This window comes from Wenxinia saemankumensis (assembly GCF_900141735.1).
In the GTDB taxonomy this organism is placed as follows: Bacteria; Pseudomonadota; Alphaproteobacteria; order Rhodobacterales; family Rhodobacteraceae; genus Wenxinia; species Wenxinia saemankumensis.
In genome coordinates, this window is record NZ_FQYO01000005.1 from 98,269 (window position 1) to 118,005 (window position 19,737).

Consider the following 19,737-nt stretch of genomic DNA (forward strand, 5'->3'; position numbering starts at 1 on the left):
CGTGTTAGCATCAGGACCGAATGATGTGACCCGGGAGACCCCGATGCCGATCCGTGCCGCCGCCGCCCTTGTCGCCGCCGCGACCCTTGCCGCCCCCGCCCTGGCCGAGTTCAGGGAGGTCGAGGCGGAGGGCACCGTGCCCCAGGTCGCGGACCGCCTCGCCGCGGCGGTGGAGGAGGCGGGCGCGACACTCTTCGCCCGGGTCGACCATGCCGCGGGGGCCGAGGCGGCGGGCCTGGAGCTGGAGCCCGCGACGCTGCTGGTCTTCGGCAATCCCGAGCTGGGCACGCCCGTGCTGCAGGCCGACCTCAAGGCCGGTCTCTACCTGCCGCTGCGCGTGCTGGTGATGGACCGGGACGGGCAGACCTTCATCGTCTACGAGGACGTGAGGGCCATGCTGGACGAGCTCGACGTGCCGCCGGCCGCCCCCTATCTCGAGCCGATCTCGGACGCGCTCGAGGCGCTGACGACGGGCGTCGCCGAGGCGCCGGAGGGCGAGATGCCGCCCGAGACGAGCGACGAGGACGATCCGGCCGAGGGGCCCGCCCCGCAATAGGGCCGCGTCAGCCCTTCACGATCGACAGCGCGACGCCGAGATCGATCTTGCCGTCGTAGAGCGCCCGGCCCGAGATCGCGCCGGCAATCACGCCCGTCGCCTTCAGCGCCTGCAGATCGGCGATCGAGGACACGCCGCCCGAGGCGATCACCTCCATCCCGGTGTGACGGGCCAGCTTTTCGGTCTCGGTCACGTTGGGGCCGGCCATCGCGCCGTCGCGCTGGATGTCGGTATAGATGATCGCGGCGACCCCGGCGGATTCGAAATGGGCGGCCAGGTCGACGGCCTGCATCGTCGTCACCTCGGCCCAGCCGCGGGTCGCCACGCGCCCCTCGCGCGCGTCGATGCCCAGCGCGATGCGTCCCGGATGGGCGGCGCAGGCGGCGCGGACGAAATCCGGATCCTCCACAGCCGCGGTGCCCAGGATCACGCGGGCCACACCCTTGCCCAGCCAGCCCTCGACGGTCGCCATGTCGCGGATCCCGCCGCCGAGCTGGACCTTCGTGTCCGGACAGGCGGCGAGGATCGACTCGACCGCCCCCGCGTTGCGCGGCGCCCCGGCGAACGCGCCGTCGAGATCGACGAGATGCAGCCAGTCGCACCCGGCCTCGACGAAGGCCCGGGCCTGCGCGGCAGGGTCGTCGTTGAAGACCGTCGCGCTTTCCATGTCGCCGCGCAAAAGCCGCACGGCCTTGCCGTCCTTGAGGTCGATGGCGGGGTAGAGGATCATGGCCGGGCTCCCGTTGCAGGCGTTCGTCCTGTCCCATGACGGGGCCGGCAACGCAACGTTCCGGATCGGGCGTCCCCTACGTCACCCTTGCCCGGTCGCCGCGCACCGCCGCCTCATTCCCGTCAGAGGAGACATGAGGGAGGACACCATGATCCGCACCATCGCCGCCGCCGCGCTGGCGGCCACGCTCGCCCTGCCGGCGCTCGCCCAGAACGCCGAGGTGCTCGGCACCTGGCGCACCCAGCCGGACGACAACGGCAATTACGGGCTGGTCGACATCTCGGTCTGCGGCGACGCCTATTGCGGCGTGCTCGTGCGCAGCTTCGACGGCGCGGGCAACGAGCTCGACAGCCCCAATACCGGCCGGCAGATCATCTGGGACATGCGCCCCTACGGGAACGGCCATTACGACGACGGCCAGATCTACGCGCCGGACCGCGATTCCACCTATGCGTCCGAGATGGATCTCGCCGGGAACACCCTGACGGTCCGCGGCTGCTTCATCGGGATCTGCCGCGCGCAGACCTGGACGCGGAACTGATCCTTCTGCCGAAGCCGTGATGGAACGGGGGCGGCGCGGAACGACCCGCCGCCCCCGGAACGTTTCCCGTCCGACGGGTCCCGGTCCGGGGCCCCACAGGGAAAGGAAACGGACATGCCCATCGTGACGACGACCGACGGCGTCGACCTCTATGTCAGGGATTGGGGGCAGGGGCGCCCGGTCGTGCTGATCCACGGCTGGCCGCTGAACGCCGACAGCTGGGAGCATCAGGCCCTCGGCCTCGCCGAGGCGGGGTTCCGCGTGATCTCCTACGACCGGCGCGGCTTCGGCCGCTCGGGCCAGCCCTGGGGCGGCTACGACTACGACACCATGTCGGACGACCTCGCGGCGGTGATCTCGACGCTCGGCCTGAGCGATGCCGCGATCGCGGGGTTCTCGATGGGCGGGGGCGAGGTGGCCCGCTACATGTCGCGCCACGAGGGCAAGGGCGTCGCGCAGGCCGCGCTGATCTCGTCCATCGCGCCCTACATGCTGCAGACCGACGACCACGACGGCGTCCCCGAGGACGTCTTCGCCGGGATGAAGGAGGGGCTGCGCAAGGATCGCGCCGCCTTCCTGCAGGACTTCTTCAAGGATTTCTACGGGCAGGGCACCGGGGCGGGCGGCGTATCGGAGGCGGTGCTGCACTGGACGTGGTCGATGGCGATGATGGCCTCGCCCAAGGCGACGCTGGATTGCGTCGACGCTTTCGGCAAGACGGACCTGCGGGACGACATGGGCGCCTTCGACGTGCCCACGCTGGTGATCCACGGCACGGACGACCAGACGGTGCCGATCGACAGCGCGGGCCGCGCGGCGGCCAAGGCCGTCAAGGGCGCCACGCTGAAGGAATATGCGGGCGCGCCCCACGGCCTGACCGCGACCGAGCCGGACCGCGTGACGCAGGACCTGCTCGACTTCCTGCGCGGCTGAGCCCTTCGGGGGCCGGGGGTTCTTCCGGTCCCCGTCACTCAGGGTCGCCAGGCCAGGAAGTTGGCGATCAGGCGCAGGCCCGTCTCCTGGCTCTTCTCGGGGTGGAACTGGGTGCCGATCATCGTGTCCCGCCCGACAATGGCCGTGACCGGCCCGCCATACTGGACCGTGGCAAGCAGGTCCGGTCCCTCTGCCACGTCCATGTGCCAGGAATGGACGAAATAGGCATGGTCCCCGGTGGCGATCCCCTCGAGCACCGGATGCGCCTTGATCACGGCGAGGTCGTTCCAGCCCATATGGGGGACCTTGCGCTCCTCGCCGGGCTCGATCCCGATCACCGTCCCGTCGATCCAGCCGAGGCCCTCGGTCTCTTCGTATTCCAGGCCCCGGCTGGCCATCATCTGCATCCCGACGCAGATGCCGAGGAAGGGACGGCCCCGCACCTCCACCGTCTCGCGCAGCGCGTCCTCGAGCCCCGCGATCCCGGCCAAGGCCCGGCGGCAGGCGGGGAAGGCGCCGTCGCCGGGCAGGACGACCCGCTCGGCCCGCGCCACGACGCCGGGATCGTCGGTCACCACGATCTCGCCGCCGCCCCCTTCGGCCGCCATCCGCTCGAACGCCTTCTGTGCCGAGTGCAGGTTGCCGCTGCCGATATCGATGAGGGCGGTCGTCACAGCGCGCCCTTCGTCGAGGGGATGGCGTCGCCCGCGCGCGGATCGGGCTCCGCCGCCATCCGCAGGGCGCGGGCAACGGCCTTGAACGCGGCCTCGGCGATGTGGTGGCTGTTGATCCCGTGCAGGCGGTCGACATGCAGCGTGATCCCGCCATGGGTGGCGAGCGCCTGGAAGAACTCGCGCACCAGCTCGGTGTCGAAGCGGCCGATCTGGGCGGTCGGGAAGTCGACCTTCCACACGAGATAGGGCCGCGCCGACAGGTCGAGCGCGCAGCGCACCTGCGCGTCGTCCATCGCGAGGTGGCATTCCCCGTAGCGCCGGATCCCGCGCTTGTCTCCCAGCGCCTGCCGCAGCGCCTGCCCGAGCGCGATGCCCGTATCCTCGACCGTATGGTGGTCGTCGACATGCAGATCTCCCGTCGCACGCACGTGCAGGTCGATCATCGAGTGCCGGGCCATCTGGTCGAGCATGTGGTCGAAGAACCCGATCCCGGTGGCGCAATCGCGCGTTCCGGTCCCGTCGAGGTTCACGGACACCGCGATCTCGGTCTCGGCTGTCTTCCGGGTGAGGCTGGCCTGGCGCATGGATGCCCTCTCGATGTCAACGAAGGCTCTTTATCCGATTGCCGGAAAAAGAAAACCGCCCCGGAGGGCGGCTCTTTCGAACTCGAAACTGGAGCGGGTGATGAGATTCGAACTCACGACCCTTACCTTGGCAAGGTAATGCTCTACCCCTGAGCTACACCCGCGTCCGGTTTCGGTGAGCGGGGATGTATAAAGAGCGCCGCGGGCCTGCAAGAGGAAATTTCGCCCGCCGTGGGGGAAAGTTCAGTCCCGCCCGACGGGGCCGGTCCAACCCTTCGCCAGCACGTCCTCGTGGTGGATCACGACGCGGCCGGGCCGCAGCAGGATCACCCCGTAGCCGGGCGGCTCGTCGATGGAGAGCGAGGAATCGGCCGTCTCGAAATCGAGCGGCGCCTGGTGGCAGGGACTCTTGAGCATGGCCCAGGGCACGCCCCGGGCGGATCCGCTGGCCGTGCGGTGGACATGGCCGCAGACGAGGTGCCCGCCGAGCGGGGCGAGCCGGTCCAGCAGCGCCTCCCCCTCCGCCAGACGGATCGCGTCCATGCCGGGCAGGCCGCAATCGGCAGGCGGATGGTGGACGAAGACCAGCGGTCGGCGCCCGTCCGGATCTGCCAGCGCGCCGTCCAGCCAGGCGAGCCGTTCGTCGCAGAGCCGTCCGGCCGCCGACCCCTCGTCGAGCGAATCGAGGAAGATCAGCCGCCAGTCGCCCGCGTCGCGCCGGGACTGGACGAAGCCCCCGGCATCCGGCGCCCCGGGAAAGGCGGCGCGGAACGGCCCGCGGCGGTCGTGATTGCCGAGCATCGTCACGACGGGGAGGGGCAGGGGGTCCAGCAGCGCCGCGAGCCGCGCGTAGCTTTCGGCGTCGCCCCGGTGGGCGAGGTCGCCGCAGAGGACCAGCAGGTCCGCATCCCCGTGCCGCGACATCGCGTGATCCAGCGTCGCGCGCAGGCGCTCCAGCGGGTCGAGGCCGATGATCCGGGCCCCCTCGGGCGTGACATGGAGGTCGGACATGACGAGCAGCTTCGTCACTTCGCCCGCTCCAGCAGGTCCCAGCGGTTCCCCCAGGGGTCGCGGAATACCGCGACCCTTCCATAGGGCTCGCTCCGCGTCGGCTCCTCGAAGGGCACGCCCGCCGCCTCCATCCGGGTGCGCATCCGGGCAAGGTCCGAGGTTTCGAGAAACAGCCAGACGCGCCCCGCGCCCTGCGCGCCGATGCCCGACGCCTGATCGCCGGTCGCGCGGGCGAGGATCAGGTCGGCCCCTCCGCCCGAGGGGCGGACGCGGACCCAGCGCTTGGTCCCCTGGTCGATGTCCTCGACCAGCGCGAAGCCGAGCGTGCCGCAGAAGAAGGCGATGGCCTCGTCGTAATCGGGAACGAGGATCGACAGCGCGGCGAGACGCTCGGTCACTGCCAGGACCGGGGCAGGGGATCGGCCGAGAGGCCCGGGATCTGCTCGCGTGTCAGCACCCCGGACGCGATCGTCGCGCGGGCGGTGTAGTTGCCGTAGGTCCGGTCGTTCTCCTCCCACGCCCAGTCGCGGACCATGCTGCTGTCGAACTCCACCGGGTCGCCGAAACCCTGCGGCATCGCGACGGGCTGGTTGGCGAGGAGGCCGATGAAGCTTCCGTCCGCCTCCATCCGGAAGGGCGAGACCCAGATCACCTCGTCGCCGCGCCCCGGCCCGGTCGGGAAGGCGACCTTGATCGAGGCGGGCGGCAGGCTCTGCCCGCCCGACAGCGCATACCGGTAGAAGAGGGGCAGCGTCGCGGTGGCCGCCTGCACCGCGCCCGCGATGCCGGGATCGGCGGGGTCGAAGCCGACGACACCCCCGGTCAGATCCTCGGCCGTGGGGGCGGCGGCGCAGCCGGCGAGCAGGGCGAGGGCGAGGAGCGCGGCCCTCACCCTTCGAACTCCACCAGCAGGTCCTTGGCGTCGATCTGCGCGCCGGGCGTGACATGCACCGCCGCGACGACCCCGTCGCGCTCGGCATGGATGCCGGTCTCCATCTTCATCGCCTCGATGGTCAGCAGCAGGTCACCCGCCGAGACCGTCTTGCCCGCCTGCGCGGCGATGGAGGACACCACGCCCGGCATCGGCGCGCCGACATGGGCCGGGTTGCCGAGCTCGGCCTTCGGGCGCTTCGCGCTTCCCCCCGTCGCCTTGCGGTCGGGGACGCGAACGGTGCGCGGCTGGCCGTTCAGCTCGAAGAAAACGCGGACCTCGCCGTCCTCGCTGGTCTCGGACACCGCCTGCAGCCGCACTTCCAGCGTCTTGCCCGGGTCGATCTCGACCGAGATCTCCTCCCCCGGCTCCATCCCGTAGAAGAAGGTGCGGGTCGGCAGGGCGCGGACGGGGCCGTATTCGGCGTGGCGCGCGGCGTAGTCGGTGAAGACCTTGGGATACATGAGGTACCCGTTCAGATCCTCGTCGTCGATCTCCTGTCCCAGCTGCTCGGCAAGCTCGGCGCGGACCTGTTCGTGATCCACCGGCTTGAGGTGCTTGCCGGGGCGGTCGGTCATGGGTTTCTCGCCCTTCAGCACCTTCTTCTGGATCTTCTCGGGCCAGCCGCCCGGGGGCTGGCCGAGATTGCCCTTCATCATGTCGATCACGCTGTCGGGGAAGCTGACCTCGACCTTCGGATCCTCGACCTGTTCGCGCGTCAGGCCCTGGCTGACCATCATCAGCGCCATGTCCCCGACCACCTTGGACGAGGGGGTGACCTTCACGATGTCGCCGAACATCCGGTTCACGTCGGCATAGGTCTGCGCGACCTCGTGCCAGCGCTCCTCCAGACCCAGGGACCGGGCCTGCGCCTTGAGGTTGGTGAACTGCCCGCCCGGCATCTCGTGCAGGTAGACCTCGGAGGCGGGGGCCTGCATGCCGCTCTCGAAGGCGGCGTACTGGTGGCGCACGCTTTCCCAGTAATTGCTGATCTCGCGGATCGCCGCGATGTCGAGGCCGGTGGCGCGGTCGGTATGCTTGAGCGCCTCCACCACCGAGCCGAGGGTCGGCTGGCTGGTATTTCCCGACAGCGCGTCCATCGCGGCATCGACGCAATCCACCCCGGCCAGCGCGGCGGCCATGATGGTGCTGATCGCGGCGCCGGACGTGTCATGCGTGTGGAAGTGGATCGGGATGCCGACCTCCTCCTTCAGCGCGCGGATCAGCCTGTCCGCCGCGACCGGCTTCAGCAGGCCCGCCATGTCCTTGAGGCCGAGGACATGGGCCCCCGCCGCCTCCAGCTCCTTGGCCATGCCGACATAGTACTTGAGGTCGTACTTGGCCCGGTCGGGGTCGAGCATGTCGCCGGTATAGCAGACCGTCCCCTCGCAGACCTTGCCGCTCTCGATCACCGCGTCCATCGCGACGCGCATGTTCTCGACCCAGTTGAGGCTGTCGAAGACACGGAACACGTCCACGCCGCTCTTCGCCGCCTGGTGGACGAAGCCGGTGACGACATTGTCGGGATAGTTCGTGTAGCCCACCCCGTTCGAGGCGCGCAGCAGCATCTGCGTCATCACGTTCGGCATCGCGGCCCGGATGTCGCGCAGGCGCTGCCAGGGGCATTCCTGCAGGAAGCGGTAGGCCACGTCGAAGGTCGCGCCGCCCCAGCATTCCACGCTGAAGAGATCGCCCATCCTCGCGGCATAGACCGGGGCGGCGTTGATCATGTCGATCGAGCGCATCCGCGTCGCCAGAAGCGACTGGTGGCCGTCGCGCATCGTCGTGTCGGTGATCAGCAGCTTGCGCTGCGCCAGCATCCAGTCGGCGACCGCCTTCGGCCCCTTCTCGTCCAGCAGCTGCCGTGTGCCCGGCTGCCAGTCCACGGGGGGCTGCATCGGCGCCCGGGGCGGGCGAATATCGGCGGGGGGCAGGGCGCGGCCCTTCGTCTCGGGATGGCCGTTGACGGTGACGTCCGCGACATAGGTCAGCAGCTTCGTCGCGCGGTCGCGGCGCGCCTTGAAGTCGAAGAGCTCGGGCGTCGTGTCGATGAACTTCGTCGAATACTCGTTGTTCAGGAAGACCGGGTGCCGCAGCAGGTTGATGACGAAGTCGATATTGGTGCTGACGCCCCGGATGCGGAACTCGCGCAGGGCGCGGTCCATCCGGGCGATGGCCATTTCCGGCGTCGGCGCGCGGGCCGTCACCTTGGTCAGGAGCGAATCGTAGAACCGCGTGATGACCGCGCCCGAATAGGCGGTGCCGCCATCGAGCCGGATGCCCGGGCCGGTGGCGCTGCGATAGGTCTGGATGCGCCCGTAATCGGGGATGAAGTTGTTCTGCGGATCCTCGGTCGTGACCCGGCATTGCAGCGCGTGGCCGTCGAGCTCCACGTCGTATTGCGAGGCCTTGCCGGTCGCCTCGACGATGCTCTTGCCTTCCGCGATCATGATCTGGGCGCGGACGATGTCGATGCCGGTGACCTCCTCGGTCACGGTATGCTCGACCTGCACGCGGGGGTTCACCTCGATGAAGTAGAACTCGCCCGAGTCCATATCCATCAGGAACTCGACCGTGCCCGCGCACTCGTAGTTCACGTGCTCGCAGATCTTCTTGCCGAGGTTGCAGAGCCGCTCGCGCTGGGTCTCGGACAGATAGGGGGCGGGCGCACGCTCGACGACCTTCTGGTTGCGGCGCTGGACCGAGCAGTCGCGCTCCCACAGGTGGTAGATGTTCCCCTGCTTGTCGCCGAGGATCTGCACCTCGACGTGCCGGGCGCGGGTGATCATCTTCTCGAGGTAGCCCTCGCCGTTGCCGAAGGCGGCCTCGGCCTCGCGCCGTCCCTCGCGCACCTTCTCGGCCAGCTCCTTGGGCCCCTCGATCGGGCGCATGCCCCGGCCGCCGCCGCCCCAGCTGGCCTTGAGCATGAGGGGATAGCCGATCTCCTCGGCCTCCCTCGCGATGGCGTCCATGTCGTCGCCCAGCACCTCGGTCGCGGGAATGACCGGCACGCCGGCCGCGATGGCGACCTTGCGGGCGCTCGCCTTGTCGCCGAGCTCGCGCATGGTCTTCGCCTTCGGCCCGATGAAGGCGATGCCGGCGGCGTCGCAGGCATCGACGAAGTCGGGATTCTCGGACAGCAGGCCATAGCCGGGATGGATCGCGTCCGCCCCGCTCATCTTCGCGACGCGGATGATCTCGGGGATCGAGAGATAGGCCTGCACCGGGCCCAGCCCCTCGCCGATGCGATAGGCCTCGTCCGCCTTGAAGCGGTGCAGGCCCAGCTTGTCCTCCTCGGCGTAGACGGCGACCGTCCGCTTTCCCATCTCGTTGGCCGCCCGCATGATGCGGATCGCGATCTCTCCGCGGTTGGCGATGAGGATCTTCTTGAAGTCGGCCATGGGCGGGGGGTCCTCTTTGCAGGTGCAGCAACGCGACTGAACCGTATCTCCGGGGGGGCTTCAAGGGCGGGTCGGGGCGGAAGCCGTTGACACGGGCGGGCCGCGCGTCTTGAGGTGGCGGGCCCGGCCCCCGCCGGGCCGGCGCCTGCCCGCCGCCTCCCCATACGCATCGAAACCGACATGCCTGCACGCTTCGTGAAGCTCGACATCGTGGACCGGCTGCCGCCCGGCATGCCCCCCGTCCTGGGCTCGCTCGGCTTCGCCGTCGTCTCGGCGCTGCTCGCGATCGGGGCGCGCATGCTCGTCGACGTGGCCTTCTACGGGGCCGGCCCCTTCGCGCTGACACTGCCCTTCGTCCTCTTCGCCACGCTCTTCGGTCGCTGGGTTGCCGGCGTGGGGGCGATGACCCTCTGCGCGCTCTACGCCTGGTACGTCGTGCTTCCCTACCACCATTCCTTCCGGTTCGAGAATGCCGGCGACGGGCCGCGCGTCCTGGTCAACGTCCTCTCGGGATTCCTGATCGTGGTGCTGGCCGAGTATTTCCGCCGGGTGGTGCGCCGGGCCCTGGTCGAGCGCGACGCCATCGCCGAGGAACGTCGCCTGCTGCTCGCCGAACTCGACCACCGGGTACGCAACAACTTCGCCATGGTCGCCTCGATGATCCGCGTGGAATCGCGCAACGCGGGCCCCGAGGCCGCCGCCGCGCTCAAGGTCGTGGGCGGCCGGGTGGAGAGTATCGCCCGCGCCCACGAGGCGCTCTACCGGGGCGAGGGGGGGATCGGCGAGGTGCCGATGCAGCCCTATCTCTCCGCGCTCTGCGCCTCACTCGACGGCGCCTATTTCCACGGGGCCCGGGTGATCGCCCCCCGCGTCGAGCCGGTCAGCCTGCCGCGGGACCGGGCCATCGCGCTGGGCCTCGTCGTGAACGAGCTCTGCACCAACGCCGCAAAGCACGCCTTCCGCTCGCGCGACGACGCGCGGGTGGATGTCGACCTGGCCGCACGGGACGGCAAGCTGATCCTGACGGTCCGGGACAACGGCGTCGGCCTGGGGCCCGAGCCGGCCCGCGACGGCAGCCAGGGGCAGGGCCTGCTCGACGCCTTCGCCGAGCAGGCGGGGGGCGTGATCCATCGGCGCGAGGCCGACCGGGGCGCCCATTTCGAGATCGAGATCCCGCAGCCGGCCGCCTGACCGCCGCCCGGCCCGCGCGAAGCGGGGGCGGGAGGGGCGCGGGTCCCCGCGGCGGTGGCGGGGTCAGCCCCGACCGGAGAGCCGCTTGTCCTCGAGCAGCAGCGCGACCAGCACGCCCGCAACGGCCAGCGCGGCCGAGATCCAGAAGATCGGGTGGATCGCGGCCGTCACCGCCTCGGCGATCGCCGCGCGGGCCGTGTCGGGGATCCCGGCCAGGGTCTGCGGGCCGATCTCCAGCCCCGCCCCGGCAAGCCCCTCGGCCCCCGGCATGTCGCCCATCTCGGCCGCGAGGCGCGTGCTGAAGATCGCGCCGTAGATCGCCACGGCGAGCGAGCCGCCGACCTGCCGGAACATCACGCCGGCCGCCGTCGCGGTGCCGAGGAACTGCCGATCCACCGCGTTCTGGACCGCCGTGGTGACGACCGGGAAGACCTGGCCGAGGCCGAGACCCAGAAGCGCGATCATCAGCGAGAAGACGAGGGTGGAGGTGTCGGGCCCGAGCTGCGTCAGCGACAGGACGCCCAGCGTCATCAGCGACAGCCCGGTGACGGGCAGCCACTTGTAGCGCCCCGTGCGCTGCATGAACTGCCCGGCGAGCAGCGAGGCGGTCAGGATGCCGGCCGTCAGCGGGATCAGCATCAGGCCCGACATGGTGGGCGAGGCGCCCTGCGCGATCTGCAGGAAGACCGGCAGGAAGGTCACTGCCCCGAACATCGCGGCGCCGGTGATGAAGCCGAGCAGCGAGGTGACCCAGAACGTGTTCATGCCGAACAGCGCCAGCGGGATGATCGGCTCGGCCGCCCGGCTCTCGGCCCAGAGGAACAGGCCGATCCCGGCAACCGCCAGCGCCCCCAGCGACAGGATCTGCCACGAGCCCCAGGGATAGGTCGCCCCGCCGAGCGAGGAGAACAGGGTGAGCGAGCCCAGCGCCAGCGTCAGCATGGCGGCCCCCAGCCAGTCGATCCGGTGTCTCGTGCGGTTGCCCGTCGGCTTGAACGCGCCGGCGAAGATCGCGACGGCGAGCGCGCCGATCGGCACGTTGAAGAAGAAGATCCAGTGCCACGACGCCACCTCGACGAACCATCCGCCCAGCAGCGGGCCGACGACCGAGGCGACCGAGAAGGCCCCCGCGAAGACGCCCTGCACGCGGCCCCGCTGCCGCGGCGGGATCACGTCGCCGATCACCGACAGCGCCAGCACGAACAGCCCGCCCCCGCCCAGGCCCTGCAGTGCGCGGAACAGGATGAGCTGGGTCATGTCCTGCGAGATCCCGCACAGCGCGGAGCCCAGCAGGAACAGCCCGACCGAGACGAAGACCATGTTCCGCCGGCCGTAGAGATCGCCCAGCTTGCCGTAGAGCGGCGCCGAGATGGTCGAGGCCAGGATGTAGGAGGTGACGACCCAGCCCAGATGCTCGAGCCCGCCGAGATCGGCCACGATGGTCGGCAGGGCGGTCGAGACGATGGTCTGGTCGAGCGCGGCGAGCAGAAGCAGCAGGCCGATCGAGACGACGACGAGCTTGGTCGTGCCCGACAGCGGCGCGGAGGGATCGAGATCCGTCGCCGGATGGGGCGGGACGGTCGGGGCGGTATCGGTGACGGAGGCGGCCATGGCGGGAATCCTGTTCGTATCCGGGTGGCAGGTAGGCCTCTGGCAAATACATGTCAATGTCATATATCTGACGACAGCAATCAGTTGACCGCCCCAGATCGACGAACCATAAGGCCGCCGCATGACCGCCCCCGACCGTTCCGTCCGGCCCCCGATGGCCGCGTCTTCCGAGCAGCCCCGCCAGCCCGGTCCGGCCGGGCCCGCCGCGCCGGACCGGCAGGATCTGATCGACGCGCTGCGCGCCTTCCTCGCGGACCAGCCGCAGGGGGCGGGAATCGCCGAGGATTTCGGGGCGATCGAGGCCGCGCATTTCCAGTTCGCCCGGATGACCTATCGCGGCGAGGTGCCCCGCAGGCTCATCGCGGAGCTCGGCCTCGATCTCGATCTCGCGCAGTTCCACGTGCTCATGTCGGTGAAGCGCCTGAACCTCGGCATCGGGCGCGACGGCCCCTGCGAGGCGACTGTCGGCCTGCTCGCCGAGGAGATGGAGATCGATCCCTCCCGCGCGAGCCGGATCGCCGCCGACCTGATCGGCAGGGGCTACCTGCGGCGCGAGGCGGCGCAGGACGACGGGCGCAAGTCCGTCCTCGTCCTCACCCCGCGTGCCCTCGACGAGCTGCGCGGCTTCCGCGAGGCCCGGTGGGGTCGCCTGATGAAGGGGATGGAGGGCTGGACCGCCGAGGAGGTGGAGAGTTTCGCCCGGCTGTTCCCGCGATTCGTCGAGGGGCTGCGCAGCGCGTGACGGCACCCCCTTCTGCGGCGTCGCGGTCCCGGTCCGCGGTCGCCGCGGTATTTGCAACCCTGCGAAGGGGGAGGGCGGGCGCCCGGAGCGGCGGGCGGGGGCGCGGGACCGGATCCGAACGAAAAGCGAACAACACTTTAACGCGCGGCCCGTCCGCGCTATGTTGGCCGGCATGAGCAGCACCCCCCTCAGCCAGCGGGCCGTGGCCGCGCGTCCCGCCCCCTATCTCGACGAGCTGAACCCCGCGCAGCGGGAGGCGGCCGAGACGCTGGAGGGGCCGGTCCTGATGCTGGCCGGCGCCGGCACCGGCAAGACCAAGGCCCTGACCAGCCGCATCGTGCATCTGCTGGCCACCGGCACGGCGAAGCCGAACGAGATCCTCGCTGTCACCTTCACCAACAAGGCCGCGCGCGAGATGAAGCTGCGGGTCGGCCGGACGCTGGGCGAGGCGGTGGAGGGGATGCCCTGGCTCGGCACCTTCCATGCGGTCTGTGTCAAGCTGCTGCGCCGGCATGCCGAGCTCGCGGATCTCAAGAGCAACTTCACGATCCTCGACAGCGACGACCAGATCCGCCTGATGAAGCAGCTCCTCGCCGCGGCGAACGTGGACGAGAAGCGCTGGCCGGCGCGGATGCTGGCCGGGATCATCGACGGCTGGAAGAACCGGGCCTGGACGCCGGAGCAGGTGCCCCCCGACGAGGCGAAGGCCTTCGACCGGCGGGGGGTGGAGTTCTACGCCGCCTACCAGGCCCGGCTGCGCGACCTGAACGCGGTCGATTTCGGCGACCTTCTGCTGCACGTCATCCGCATCTTCCGCGAGAACGAGGACGTGCTCGCGCAGTACAGGCGCTGGTTCCGCTACATCCTCGTGGACGAGTATCAGGACACGAACGTCGCCCAGTACCTGTGGCTGCGCCTGCTGGCCGGCGGGCACCGGAACATCTGCTGCGTGGGCGACGACGACCAGTCGATCTACGGCTGGCGCGGCGCCGAGGTCGGCAACATCCTGCGCTTCGAGCAGGATTTCGAGGGGGCCAAGGTCGTCCGGCTGGAGCAGAACTACCGCTCGACGGGCCACATCCTCGCCGCCGCCTCGGGCGTGATCGCGTCGAACAAGGGCCGGCTGGGCAAGACGCTCTGGACCGACGGAGAGGACGGCGAGAAGGTCCGGCTGATCGGCCACTGGGACGGCGAGGAGGAGGCGCGCTGGATCGGCGAGCAGGTCGAGGATCTGCAGCGCGGCACGCGCGGGCTCGACCCGTTCGGGCTGGATTCGATGGCGATCCTCGTCCGCGCCTCGCACCAGATGCGGGCCTTCGAGGACCGGTTCCTGACGATCGGACTGCCCTACCGCGTGATCGGGGGGCCGCGCTTCTACGAGCGGCTCGAGATCCGCGACGCGATGGCCTATTTCCGCCTCGCCACCTCGCCGGACGACGACCTCGCCTTCGAGCGGATCGTGAACACGCCGAAACGCGGCCTCGGTGACAAGGCGGTGCAGACGATCCAGAAGACCGCCCGGTCGAACGGCGTGAGCCTGCACGAGGGCGCGCGCCTCGCCGTGCAGGGCCAGCTGATCCGGGGCAAGGGCGCGGGCGAGCTGCGCGTGCTGGTCGAGGCGATCGACCGCTGGCACGGGCAGGTCGTGGCCGAGGCCGACACCCATGTCGAACTGGCCGAGATGATCCTCGACGAGAGCGGCTACACGGGCATGTGGCAGGCCGACAAGACGCCCGAGGCGCCGGGCCGGCTCGAGAATCTCAAGGAACTGGTGAAGGCGCTCGAGAACTTCGACAACCTTCAGGGCTTCCTCGAGCATGTCGCACTCATCATGGACAACGAGAGCGAGGATTCGGAGGAGAAGGTCACGATCATGACCCTCCATGCCGCGAAGGGCCTCGAATTCCCCGTCGTCTTCCTGCCGGGCTGGGAGGACGGGCTCTTTCCGTCCCAGCGCAGCATGGACGAAAGCGGGCTCAAGGGACTCGAGGAGGAGCGGCGGCTGGCCTATGTGGGGATCACCCGCGCCGAGCGGCTCTGCACGATCAGTTTCGCGGGCAACCGCCGGGTCTACGGCCAGTGGCAGTCGCAGCTGCCCAGCCGGTTCATCGACGAACTGCCCGAGGCGCATGTCGAGGTGCTGACGCCGCCCGGCCTCTACGGGGGCGGCTACGGTGCGGCGGGCATGTCGGCCAGCGCCTCGCCGATCCTTCAGGGCCTCGCCGCGTCGAGCGTGCAGGAGCGGGCGAGCCGGGCGGATGTCTACAATTCGCCGGGCTGGAAGCGCCTGCAATCGAGGTCGGGCCAGCGGGGCATGGCGCAACCCCAGGAGGCCCGGGGCATCACGATCGATCTCGAGGCGAGTTCGTCCTTCTCCACCGGCGACCGGGTCTTTCACCAGAAGTTCGGCTACGGCGAGGTGATGGCGCTGGAGGGCGACAAGCTGGTGATCGAGTTCGACAAGGCGGGGACGAAGAACGTCGTCGCCCGCTTCGTCGTGCAGGCCGGTCAGGCGGACGACGTTCCGTTCTGATGCACAGCACGAATTATCGCGATACCCTGATCCTCCCGGCCGACGATTGCCGGGCCATGGCAAAGGCTCCCGACAAACCGGGCAGCGTGGCCGCCCTGCAGTACGACATGCTGATGTCAGCGCCATACGGTCACACCTCCGACGATCTGCTCGCCGCGGTGACCGGCATCCGGAGGGGTCTCTCCGAAGCGGATCTGCCAGCGCTCCGCGACGAGCTCTTCTCGAAGGGGCAGCCCTGCCTGCGCGCGTCACCGCTGATGAAGACCCACGGCTGGGCTGCCCATTTCGATGGATCGGGACGGATCGCGCTGCTCGATCCGACATCTGACGAAGTGGAGGATCTGGCGAAGCGTGAGGACATCACGGTGCTTCGCGGGATGCGGTCCAAGCGGTAGCGCGGCGCCTCGAGCTGGAGGGGCGGCTTTCGCCTCCGCCGGGTCGGGGCGCCCGGTGCGCGGAATGGCGGGTGCCTCGCCTCCGGGTTGCCGGGAGCTTGGCTGACCTTCTCGACGTTCGTGCCGGTCCGAGCCTCGCCCTGTGAATTGACGATCCGAAAGCTCCCTCCCTCCAGGACGCAAAACGGCGACGGCCCGGGAGGAGGTGGGCCGTCGCCGCTCTGTGGTGCCGTCTCCGGGCCCGAGGGAGGAGGAAGGGCCGGGGCGGCGCTCGCGATGACCCGGGGAGGAGGAGGGGCCTCGCGGATCCCGGGGCCGGAGCGCGCGGGCCGCACCCGGGAGGAGGTGGGTGCAGCCCGCGGTCCGTCTGGCACGTCCCGGCCCGAGGGAGGAGGAAAGGGCCGGTCCGCGCGTCCGCCGCGGCCCGAGGGAGGAGGAGGGCCGCCGCGTATCTCGTCGCCGGTTGCCCGCCCGGCTGCGGGAGGATCAGGGGCGGCACCGTCCCGGGAGGAGGTGGGAGGCGCCGCCGCCTGTCCGTCACGCGTCCCGGCCCGAGGGAGGAGGAAGGGCCGGTCCGCTGCCGCGACTGGCCCGGGAGGAGGTGGGCCGCCGCGTATTCTGGTGCCGGTTGCCCGCCCGGCTGCGGGTCGTCCGATCGAGGGAGCAGGGGCGGCGCGCTCCGGGAGGAGGTGGAGGCGCCGCCGCCTGTCCGTCGTGTCGCCCGCACCGCCACCGCGTGGGCGACGGGCCGGGCTGGAGGCTCCCGGCCGAGGGAGGAGGAAGGCCGGTCGCCGATCCGCCTGGAGGCCCGAGGGAGGAGGAGGGGCGCTCCGGCGGTATTCTGTGGCTGCGGGATCGGCGGCGCCCCCGGGAGGAGGTGGAGGCGCCGCCGCCCTGTCTGTCGCGTCCCGCCCGAGGGAGGAGGAAGGGCGGGCCGCGATCGTCCGGAGCCGGCGGGTCAGGGAGGAGGAAGACCCGGCCCGGCTCCGTATCTCGTCACTTCGCGACGGCCTGCAGGGCGATCGAACGGATCTGGCTGCGGGCGATGCCGAGGTCGGCGAGGTCGCGGTCGTTGAGGGCGCTCAGCTCGTTGAAGGTGGCGCGGTAGGTGCGGTGCTGGGCCCAGCGCTCGGTCAGGGCGGCACGGAATTCGGCGAATCCACCGGTGCGGAGGGCGCCGAGGGTGGTGGTGTTGGTCGCGTAAGCCATCGTGGCCTCTCTTTCTGTCGTCTGCTCGCGGGGCGTCGTTCTGACGTCTCCCGCCGGTCTCTCTGGTTTCCCGCCGGAGCCGCTGCTAGGTCGGTGCGGTCCGGCGCGGCACCAATCGCGGCGCCGCTGTCGAGACCCAAACTATGCGAATGCTGCGCTTGCACAACGACCATCGCGGCAACGCTGCCATGCAGAAAGTGCATATGCATGACTGACCTATTCTCGCGCGCATGTGCCTGATATTGCAGCGTTCCGAAAACGGCGATCGTCATACGTCTGTCATATACGCGTCTCTTCGGACACGGTTCCGGGGCGACCTGCAGGGCGGCGATCGAAAGGACGCGGGGTCACGGCGCCGGGCGCCTTGACCCGCCCGGAGCGGAAAGGAGGGCGCCGATGAGCGTCACGCGGAACGACATCCTCGAATCGCTGTCGAAACTGTCGCTGCCCGATGGGGGCGATCCGGTCTCGGCCGACATGATCAGGGCCCTCTCGGTCGAAGGGGGCATCGTGCGATTCGTCATCGAAGCCCCCAGCCCCGAGGCCGCGCACGGGCTCGAGGCGCTGCGCCAGATCGCCGAGGCGCAGGTGAAGTCCCTGCCGGGGGTCGAGGCGGTCTCGGTCGTGCTGACGGCGCACGGACCCGCCGCGCCGAAGGCGGCACCGCGCGCATCGGGTGCCGGGGCGGGGGCAGGATCCGGCCAGGCACCGCAACTCAAGATCGGCGGCCACCCGACTCCGCAGCAGGGCGGTCCGGCCCGGGTGCCGGGCGTCGACCGGATCATCGCCATCGGCTCGGGCAAGGGCGGGGTCGGCAAGTCGACGGTCTCGTCCAACCTCGCCGTCGCCCTCGCGCGCGAGGGACGGCGTGTCGGCCTGCTCGACGCCGACATCTACGGCCCCTCGCAGCCGCGCATGATGGGCGTGAGCGAGCGGCCGAAATCGCCGGACGGCAAGCGAATCCTGCCGCTGCGGGCGCATGGCGTCACCATGATGTCGATCGGCCTGATGATGGATCCGGGCAAGGCCGTGGTCTGGCGCGGCCCGATGCTGATGGGGGCGCTCCAGCAGATGCTGGGCCAGGTGGAATGGGGCGAGCTCGACGTGCTGCTCGTCGACCTCCCGCCCGGGACCGGCGACGTGCAGCTGACCCTGTGCCAGCGCACGCAGCTGACCGGCGCCATCGTGGTCTCGACCCCGCAGGACGTGGCGCTGCTCGATGCGCGCAAGGCGATCGACATGTTCGCCACCCTGAACACGCCGCTGCTCGGCATGATCGAGAACATGTCTCTCTACATATGTCCCAATTGCGGGCACGAGGCGCATCTCTTCGGACATGGCGGCGTCGGGCAGGAAGCGGACAGGCTGGGCGTGCCGCTGCTGGGCGCCCTGCCGATCGACCTCGATACCCGGCTGGCCGGCGACGGCGGCACGCCCGTCGCGGCGGGCGAGGGGGCGATGGCGCGGGCCTATGCCCAGATCGCCCGCGGTCTGGTGGCGGGCGGCATGGCCTGACCTCCCCTCTGTCTTCTCGAATCGGACGCGGCCGGGATTCTCTGTGAGTCCCGGCCGCGACTCGTCCGGGGCCCTGGATTCTGATGGACCCGGCCCGGATTCCGGGGCCGGGCGCCCGCGTCCCCCACCGTCTCCGCCAGAAAAATCGCGCGGCGGTTGCGTGGGCGGTCTTCCCCAGCCGCGCAACCGCTCACCGCAACATGTTGCGGCACCCTGGCTCAGGATACGGAAGATGATGCGTCAATCCGCCAGTCGCATGGCGGCCGAACTTGACGGCGAACGCTGTGGCCGACCGGTCAAACCGGGGGGCGGTCCAAGATTATCCCTAGGAATCCCGAAAATTCCCGGCTAATCATTTGTTCATCGACGGAGGCCGACGACACCAAGGGGCAAGACGACAAAACAGACCCTGACGGAATGAGGCGGTTTCAACAGGCACCTCCTTCGATGACGACAAAATCCAGCGGGAACGCGAGCAGACACACCAATCCCCCCAGAGTGTCGCGCTTCGCTGGTCTCCCCCTCTTTCGGGAGTGAAGGCGGCGGATCGAACATTGGCAGCTGTTCGGTCCGCCGTTTTCGTTTGCGGCTTTCACTTTATCAACTTCGGGCGAATCGGGGAAGGGACCAGGTGGCAAGCGCGCACTTCACGGGGCAATTCCCCATGAAGATCGACGGGAAGGGACGGATGAGCATTCCGGCCAAGTTCCGCGACGTGCTCCAGGCCAAGGACCCCGAGTACCTGAAGGCGGTGGCGGAAGGTAACGCCAAGGCGCAGCCGAGCTTCCAGCTGATCTACAGTCCCCATCTCGAGACGCATCTCGAAGCCTACTCGATGGATGGCTACGACCGCGTCGTCGAGAGCATCGAAGAGATGGAGGCCGGCAGCGAGGAGCAGGAGATCGCGATGGCGACCCTCGCCAATTTCTCCGAGACGATCGAAATCATGGATGCCGGGCGGATCATCCTGCCCAAGTCGATCCGCGAAAGGGCGGGTTTCGACATGGACAAGGGCGAGGAGCTGATGCTGACCGGGTCGGTCACCCATTTCCGGATCTACACGATGCCCGCATGGGAGAATTACCAGGTCGAGCTGACCCGCAAGCTGGCGGCGCGCGGTGCGGGCTTCAACCCGATGACCCTGACCAACAGGAAGAAGGGCGCCGCTGCGTAACCTTGC

General features: G+C 69.8%; 18 protein-coding genes and 1 tRNA gene. 9 read left to right on the top strand and 10 right to left on the bottom strand.

The annotated features are described in order from the left end of the window. Positions 1–25 precede the first annotated feature (25 nt). Positions 26–556, top strand: coding sequence for a DUF302 domain-containing protein (locus tag BUE30_RS14080; RefSeq protein ID WP_073332265.1), 531 nt, complete (start codon positions 26–28; stop codon positions 554–556). 7 nt (positions 557–563) lie between these two features. Here BUE30_RS14080 and hisA read toward each other — a convergent pair whose 3' ends face one another. Next, a complete protein-coding gene (gene hisA, locus BUE30_RS14085) occupies positions 564–1,286 on the bottom strand; it encodes a 1-(5-phosphoribosyl)-5-[(5-phosphoribosylamino)methylideneamino]imidazole-4-carboxamide isomerase (protein ID WP_073332268.1) in 723 nt (240 codons plus the stop codon). Between the two features lie 133 nt (positions 1,287–1,419). On the opposite strand from hisA, the gene BUE30_RS14090 reads away from it, so the two are divergent. Next, positions 1,420–1,827, top strand: a complete 408-nt coding sequence (locus tag BUE30_RS14090) for a DUF2147 domain-containing protein (protein WP_244526370.1) — start codon at positions 1,420–1,422, stop codon at positions 1,825–1,827. Positions 1,828–1,941: 114 nt separating this feature from the next. Next, the gene (locus BUE30_RS14095) at positions 1,942–2,760 is read left to right on the top strand and encodes an alpha/beta fold hydrolase (RefSeq protein ID WP_073332271.1); all 819 of its coding nucleotides are present in this window, start codon (positions 1,942–1,944) and stop codon (positions 2,758–2,760) included. A 38-nt stretch (positions 2,761–2,798) separates the two neighbouring features. Here the strand turns inward: BUE30_RS14095 and hisH are convergent, their stop codons facing one another. The 7 genes from hisH to BUE30_RS14130 all read right to left on the bottom strand — a co-directional run bounded on the left by hisH (position 2,799) and on the right by BUE30_RS14130 (position 9,361). Further along, a complete protein-coding gene (gene hisH, locus BUE30_RS14100; RefSeq protein ID WP_073332274.1) occupies positions 2,799–3,434 on the bottom strand; it encodes an imidazole glycerol phosphate synthase subunit HisH in 636 nt (211 codons plus the stop codon). Then, a complete protein-coding gene (gene hisB / locus BUE30_RS14105) occupies positions 3,431–4,018 on the bottom strand; it encodes an imidazoleglycerol-phosphate dehydratase HisB (protein ID WP_073332277.1) in 588 nt (195 codons plus the stop codon). The genes hisH and hisB overlap by 4 nt, the downstream gene beginning before the upstream one ends. 89 nt (positions 4,019–4,107) lie before the next feature. Beyond that, positions 4,108–4,182 (bottom strand) — tRNA-Gly (locus BUE30_RS14110). A gap of 79 nt (positions 4,183–4,261) precedes the next feature. Next, positions 4,262–5,047, bottom strand: a complete 786-nt coding sequence (locus BUE30_RS14115) for a phosphodiesterase (protein WP_073332280.1) — start codon at positions 5,045–5,047, stop codon at positions 4,262–4,264. After that, complete coding sequence (locus tag BUE30_RS14120) at positions 5,044–5,427, bottom strand: VOC family protein (RefSeq protein ID WP_139300575.1); 384 nt, start codon at positions 5,425–5,427, stop codon at positions 5,044–5,046. Before BUE30_RS14120 ends, BUE30_RS14115 begins: the two co-directional genes overlap by 4 nt. After that, positions 5,424–5,921, bottom strand: a complete 498-nt coding sequence (locus BUE30_RS14125) for a DUF2314 domain-containing protein (RefSeq protein ID WP_073332283.1) — start codon at positions 5,919–5,921, stop codon at positions 5,424–5,426. The genes BUE30_RS14120 and BUE30_RS14125 overlap by 4 nt, the downstream gene beginning before the upstream one ends. Further along, the gene (locus tag BUE30_RS14130) at positions 5,918–9,361 is read right to left on the bottom strand and encodes a pyruvate carboxylase (protein ID WP_073332287.1); all 3,444 of its coding nucleotides are present in this window, start codon (positions 9,359–9,361) and stop codon (positions 5,918–5,920) included. The genes BUE30_RS14125 and BUE30_RS14130 overlap by 4 nt, the downstream gene beginning before the upstream one ends. A gap of 180 nt (positions 9,362–9,541) precedes the next feature. Here BUE30_RS14130 and BUE30_RS14135 point away from each other — a divergent pair, with 180 nt between their 5' ends. Then, positions 9,542–10,552, top strand: a complete 1,011-nt coding sequence (locus BUE30_RS14135) for a sensor histidine kinase (RefSeq protein WP_073332290.1) — start codon at positions 9,542–9,544, stop codon at positions 10,550–10,552. Between the two features lie 63 nt (positions 10,553–10,615). Here BUE30_RS14135 and BUE30_RS14140 read toward each other — a convergent pair whose 3' ends face one another. Continuing rightward, on the bottom strand, positions 10,616–12,163 hold the full coding sequence (locus tag BUE30_RS14140; RefSeq protein WP_073332295.1) for an MDR family MFS transporter: 1,548 nt from the start codon (positions 12,161–12,163) through the stop codon (positions 10,616–10,618). 121 nt (positions 12,164–12,284) lie between these two features. Here BUE30_RS14140 and BUE30_RS14145 point away from each other — a divergent pair, with 121 nt between their 5' ends. The 3 genes from BUE30_RS14145 (at position 12,285) to BUE30_RS14155 (ending at position 15,833) form a co-directional block, all read left to right on the top strand. Beyond that, positions 12,285–12,905, top strand: coding sequence for a MarR family winged helix-turn-helix transcriptional regulator (locus BUE30_RS14145; protein WP_244526371.1), 621 nt, complete (start codon positions 12,285–12,287; stop codon positions 12,903–12,905). A 172-nt stretch (positions 12,906–13,077) separates the two neighbouring features. Further along, complete coding sequence (locus BUE30_RS14150; protein ID WP_083601415.1) at positions 13,078–15,438, top strand: ATP-dependent helicase; 2,361 nt, start codon at positions 13,078–13,080, stop codon at positions 15,436–15,438. Beyond that, positions 15,438–15,833, top strand: a complete 396-nt coding sequence (locus BUE30_RS14155; protein WP_073332303.1) for a DUF6157 family protein — start codon at positions 15,438–15,440, stop codon at positions 15,831–15,833. Before BUE30_RS14150 ends, BUE30_RS14155 begins: the two co-directional genes overlap by 1 nt. Before the next feature lie 996 nt (positions 15,834–16,829). On the opposite strand, the gene BUE30_RS14160 is transcribed toward BUE30_RS14155, so the two are convergent. Further along, positions 16,830–17,042 carry a DUF1127 domain-containing protein gene (locus tag BUE30_RS14160; RefSeq protein ID WP_073332308.1) on the bottom strand — a complete coding sequence of 71 codons (213 nt, stop codon included), beginning with the start codon at positions 17,040–17,042 and terminating at the stop codon, positions 16,830–16,832. 396 nt (positions 17,043–17,438) lie between these two features. Between BUE30_RS14160 and BUE30_RS14165 the strand changes: the two genes are divergently transcribed. Both BUE30_RS14165 and BUE30_RS14170 read left to right on the top strand, forming a co-directional pair. Next, positions 17,439–18,557: an Mrp/NBP35 family ATP-binding protein gene (locus tag BUE30_RS14165; protein WP_073332311.1), complete on the top strand. Its 1,119-nt coding sequence runs from the start codon at positions 17,439–17,441 to the stop codon at positions 18,555–18,557. 688 nt (positions 18,558–19,245) lie between these two features. Beyond that, positions 19,246–19,731: a hypothetical protein gene (locus tag BUE30_RS14170; protein ID WP_170865652.1), complete on the top strand. Its 486-nt coding sequence runs from the start codon at positions 19,246–19,248 to the stop codon at positions 19,729–19,731. Positions 19,732–19,737 lie beyond the last annotated feature (6 nt).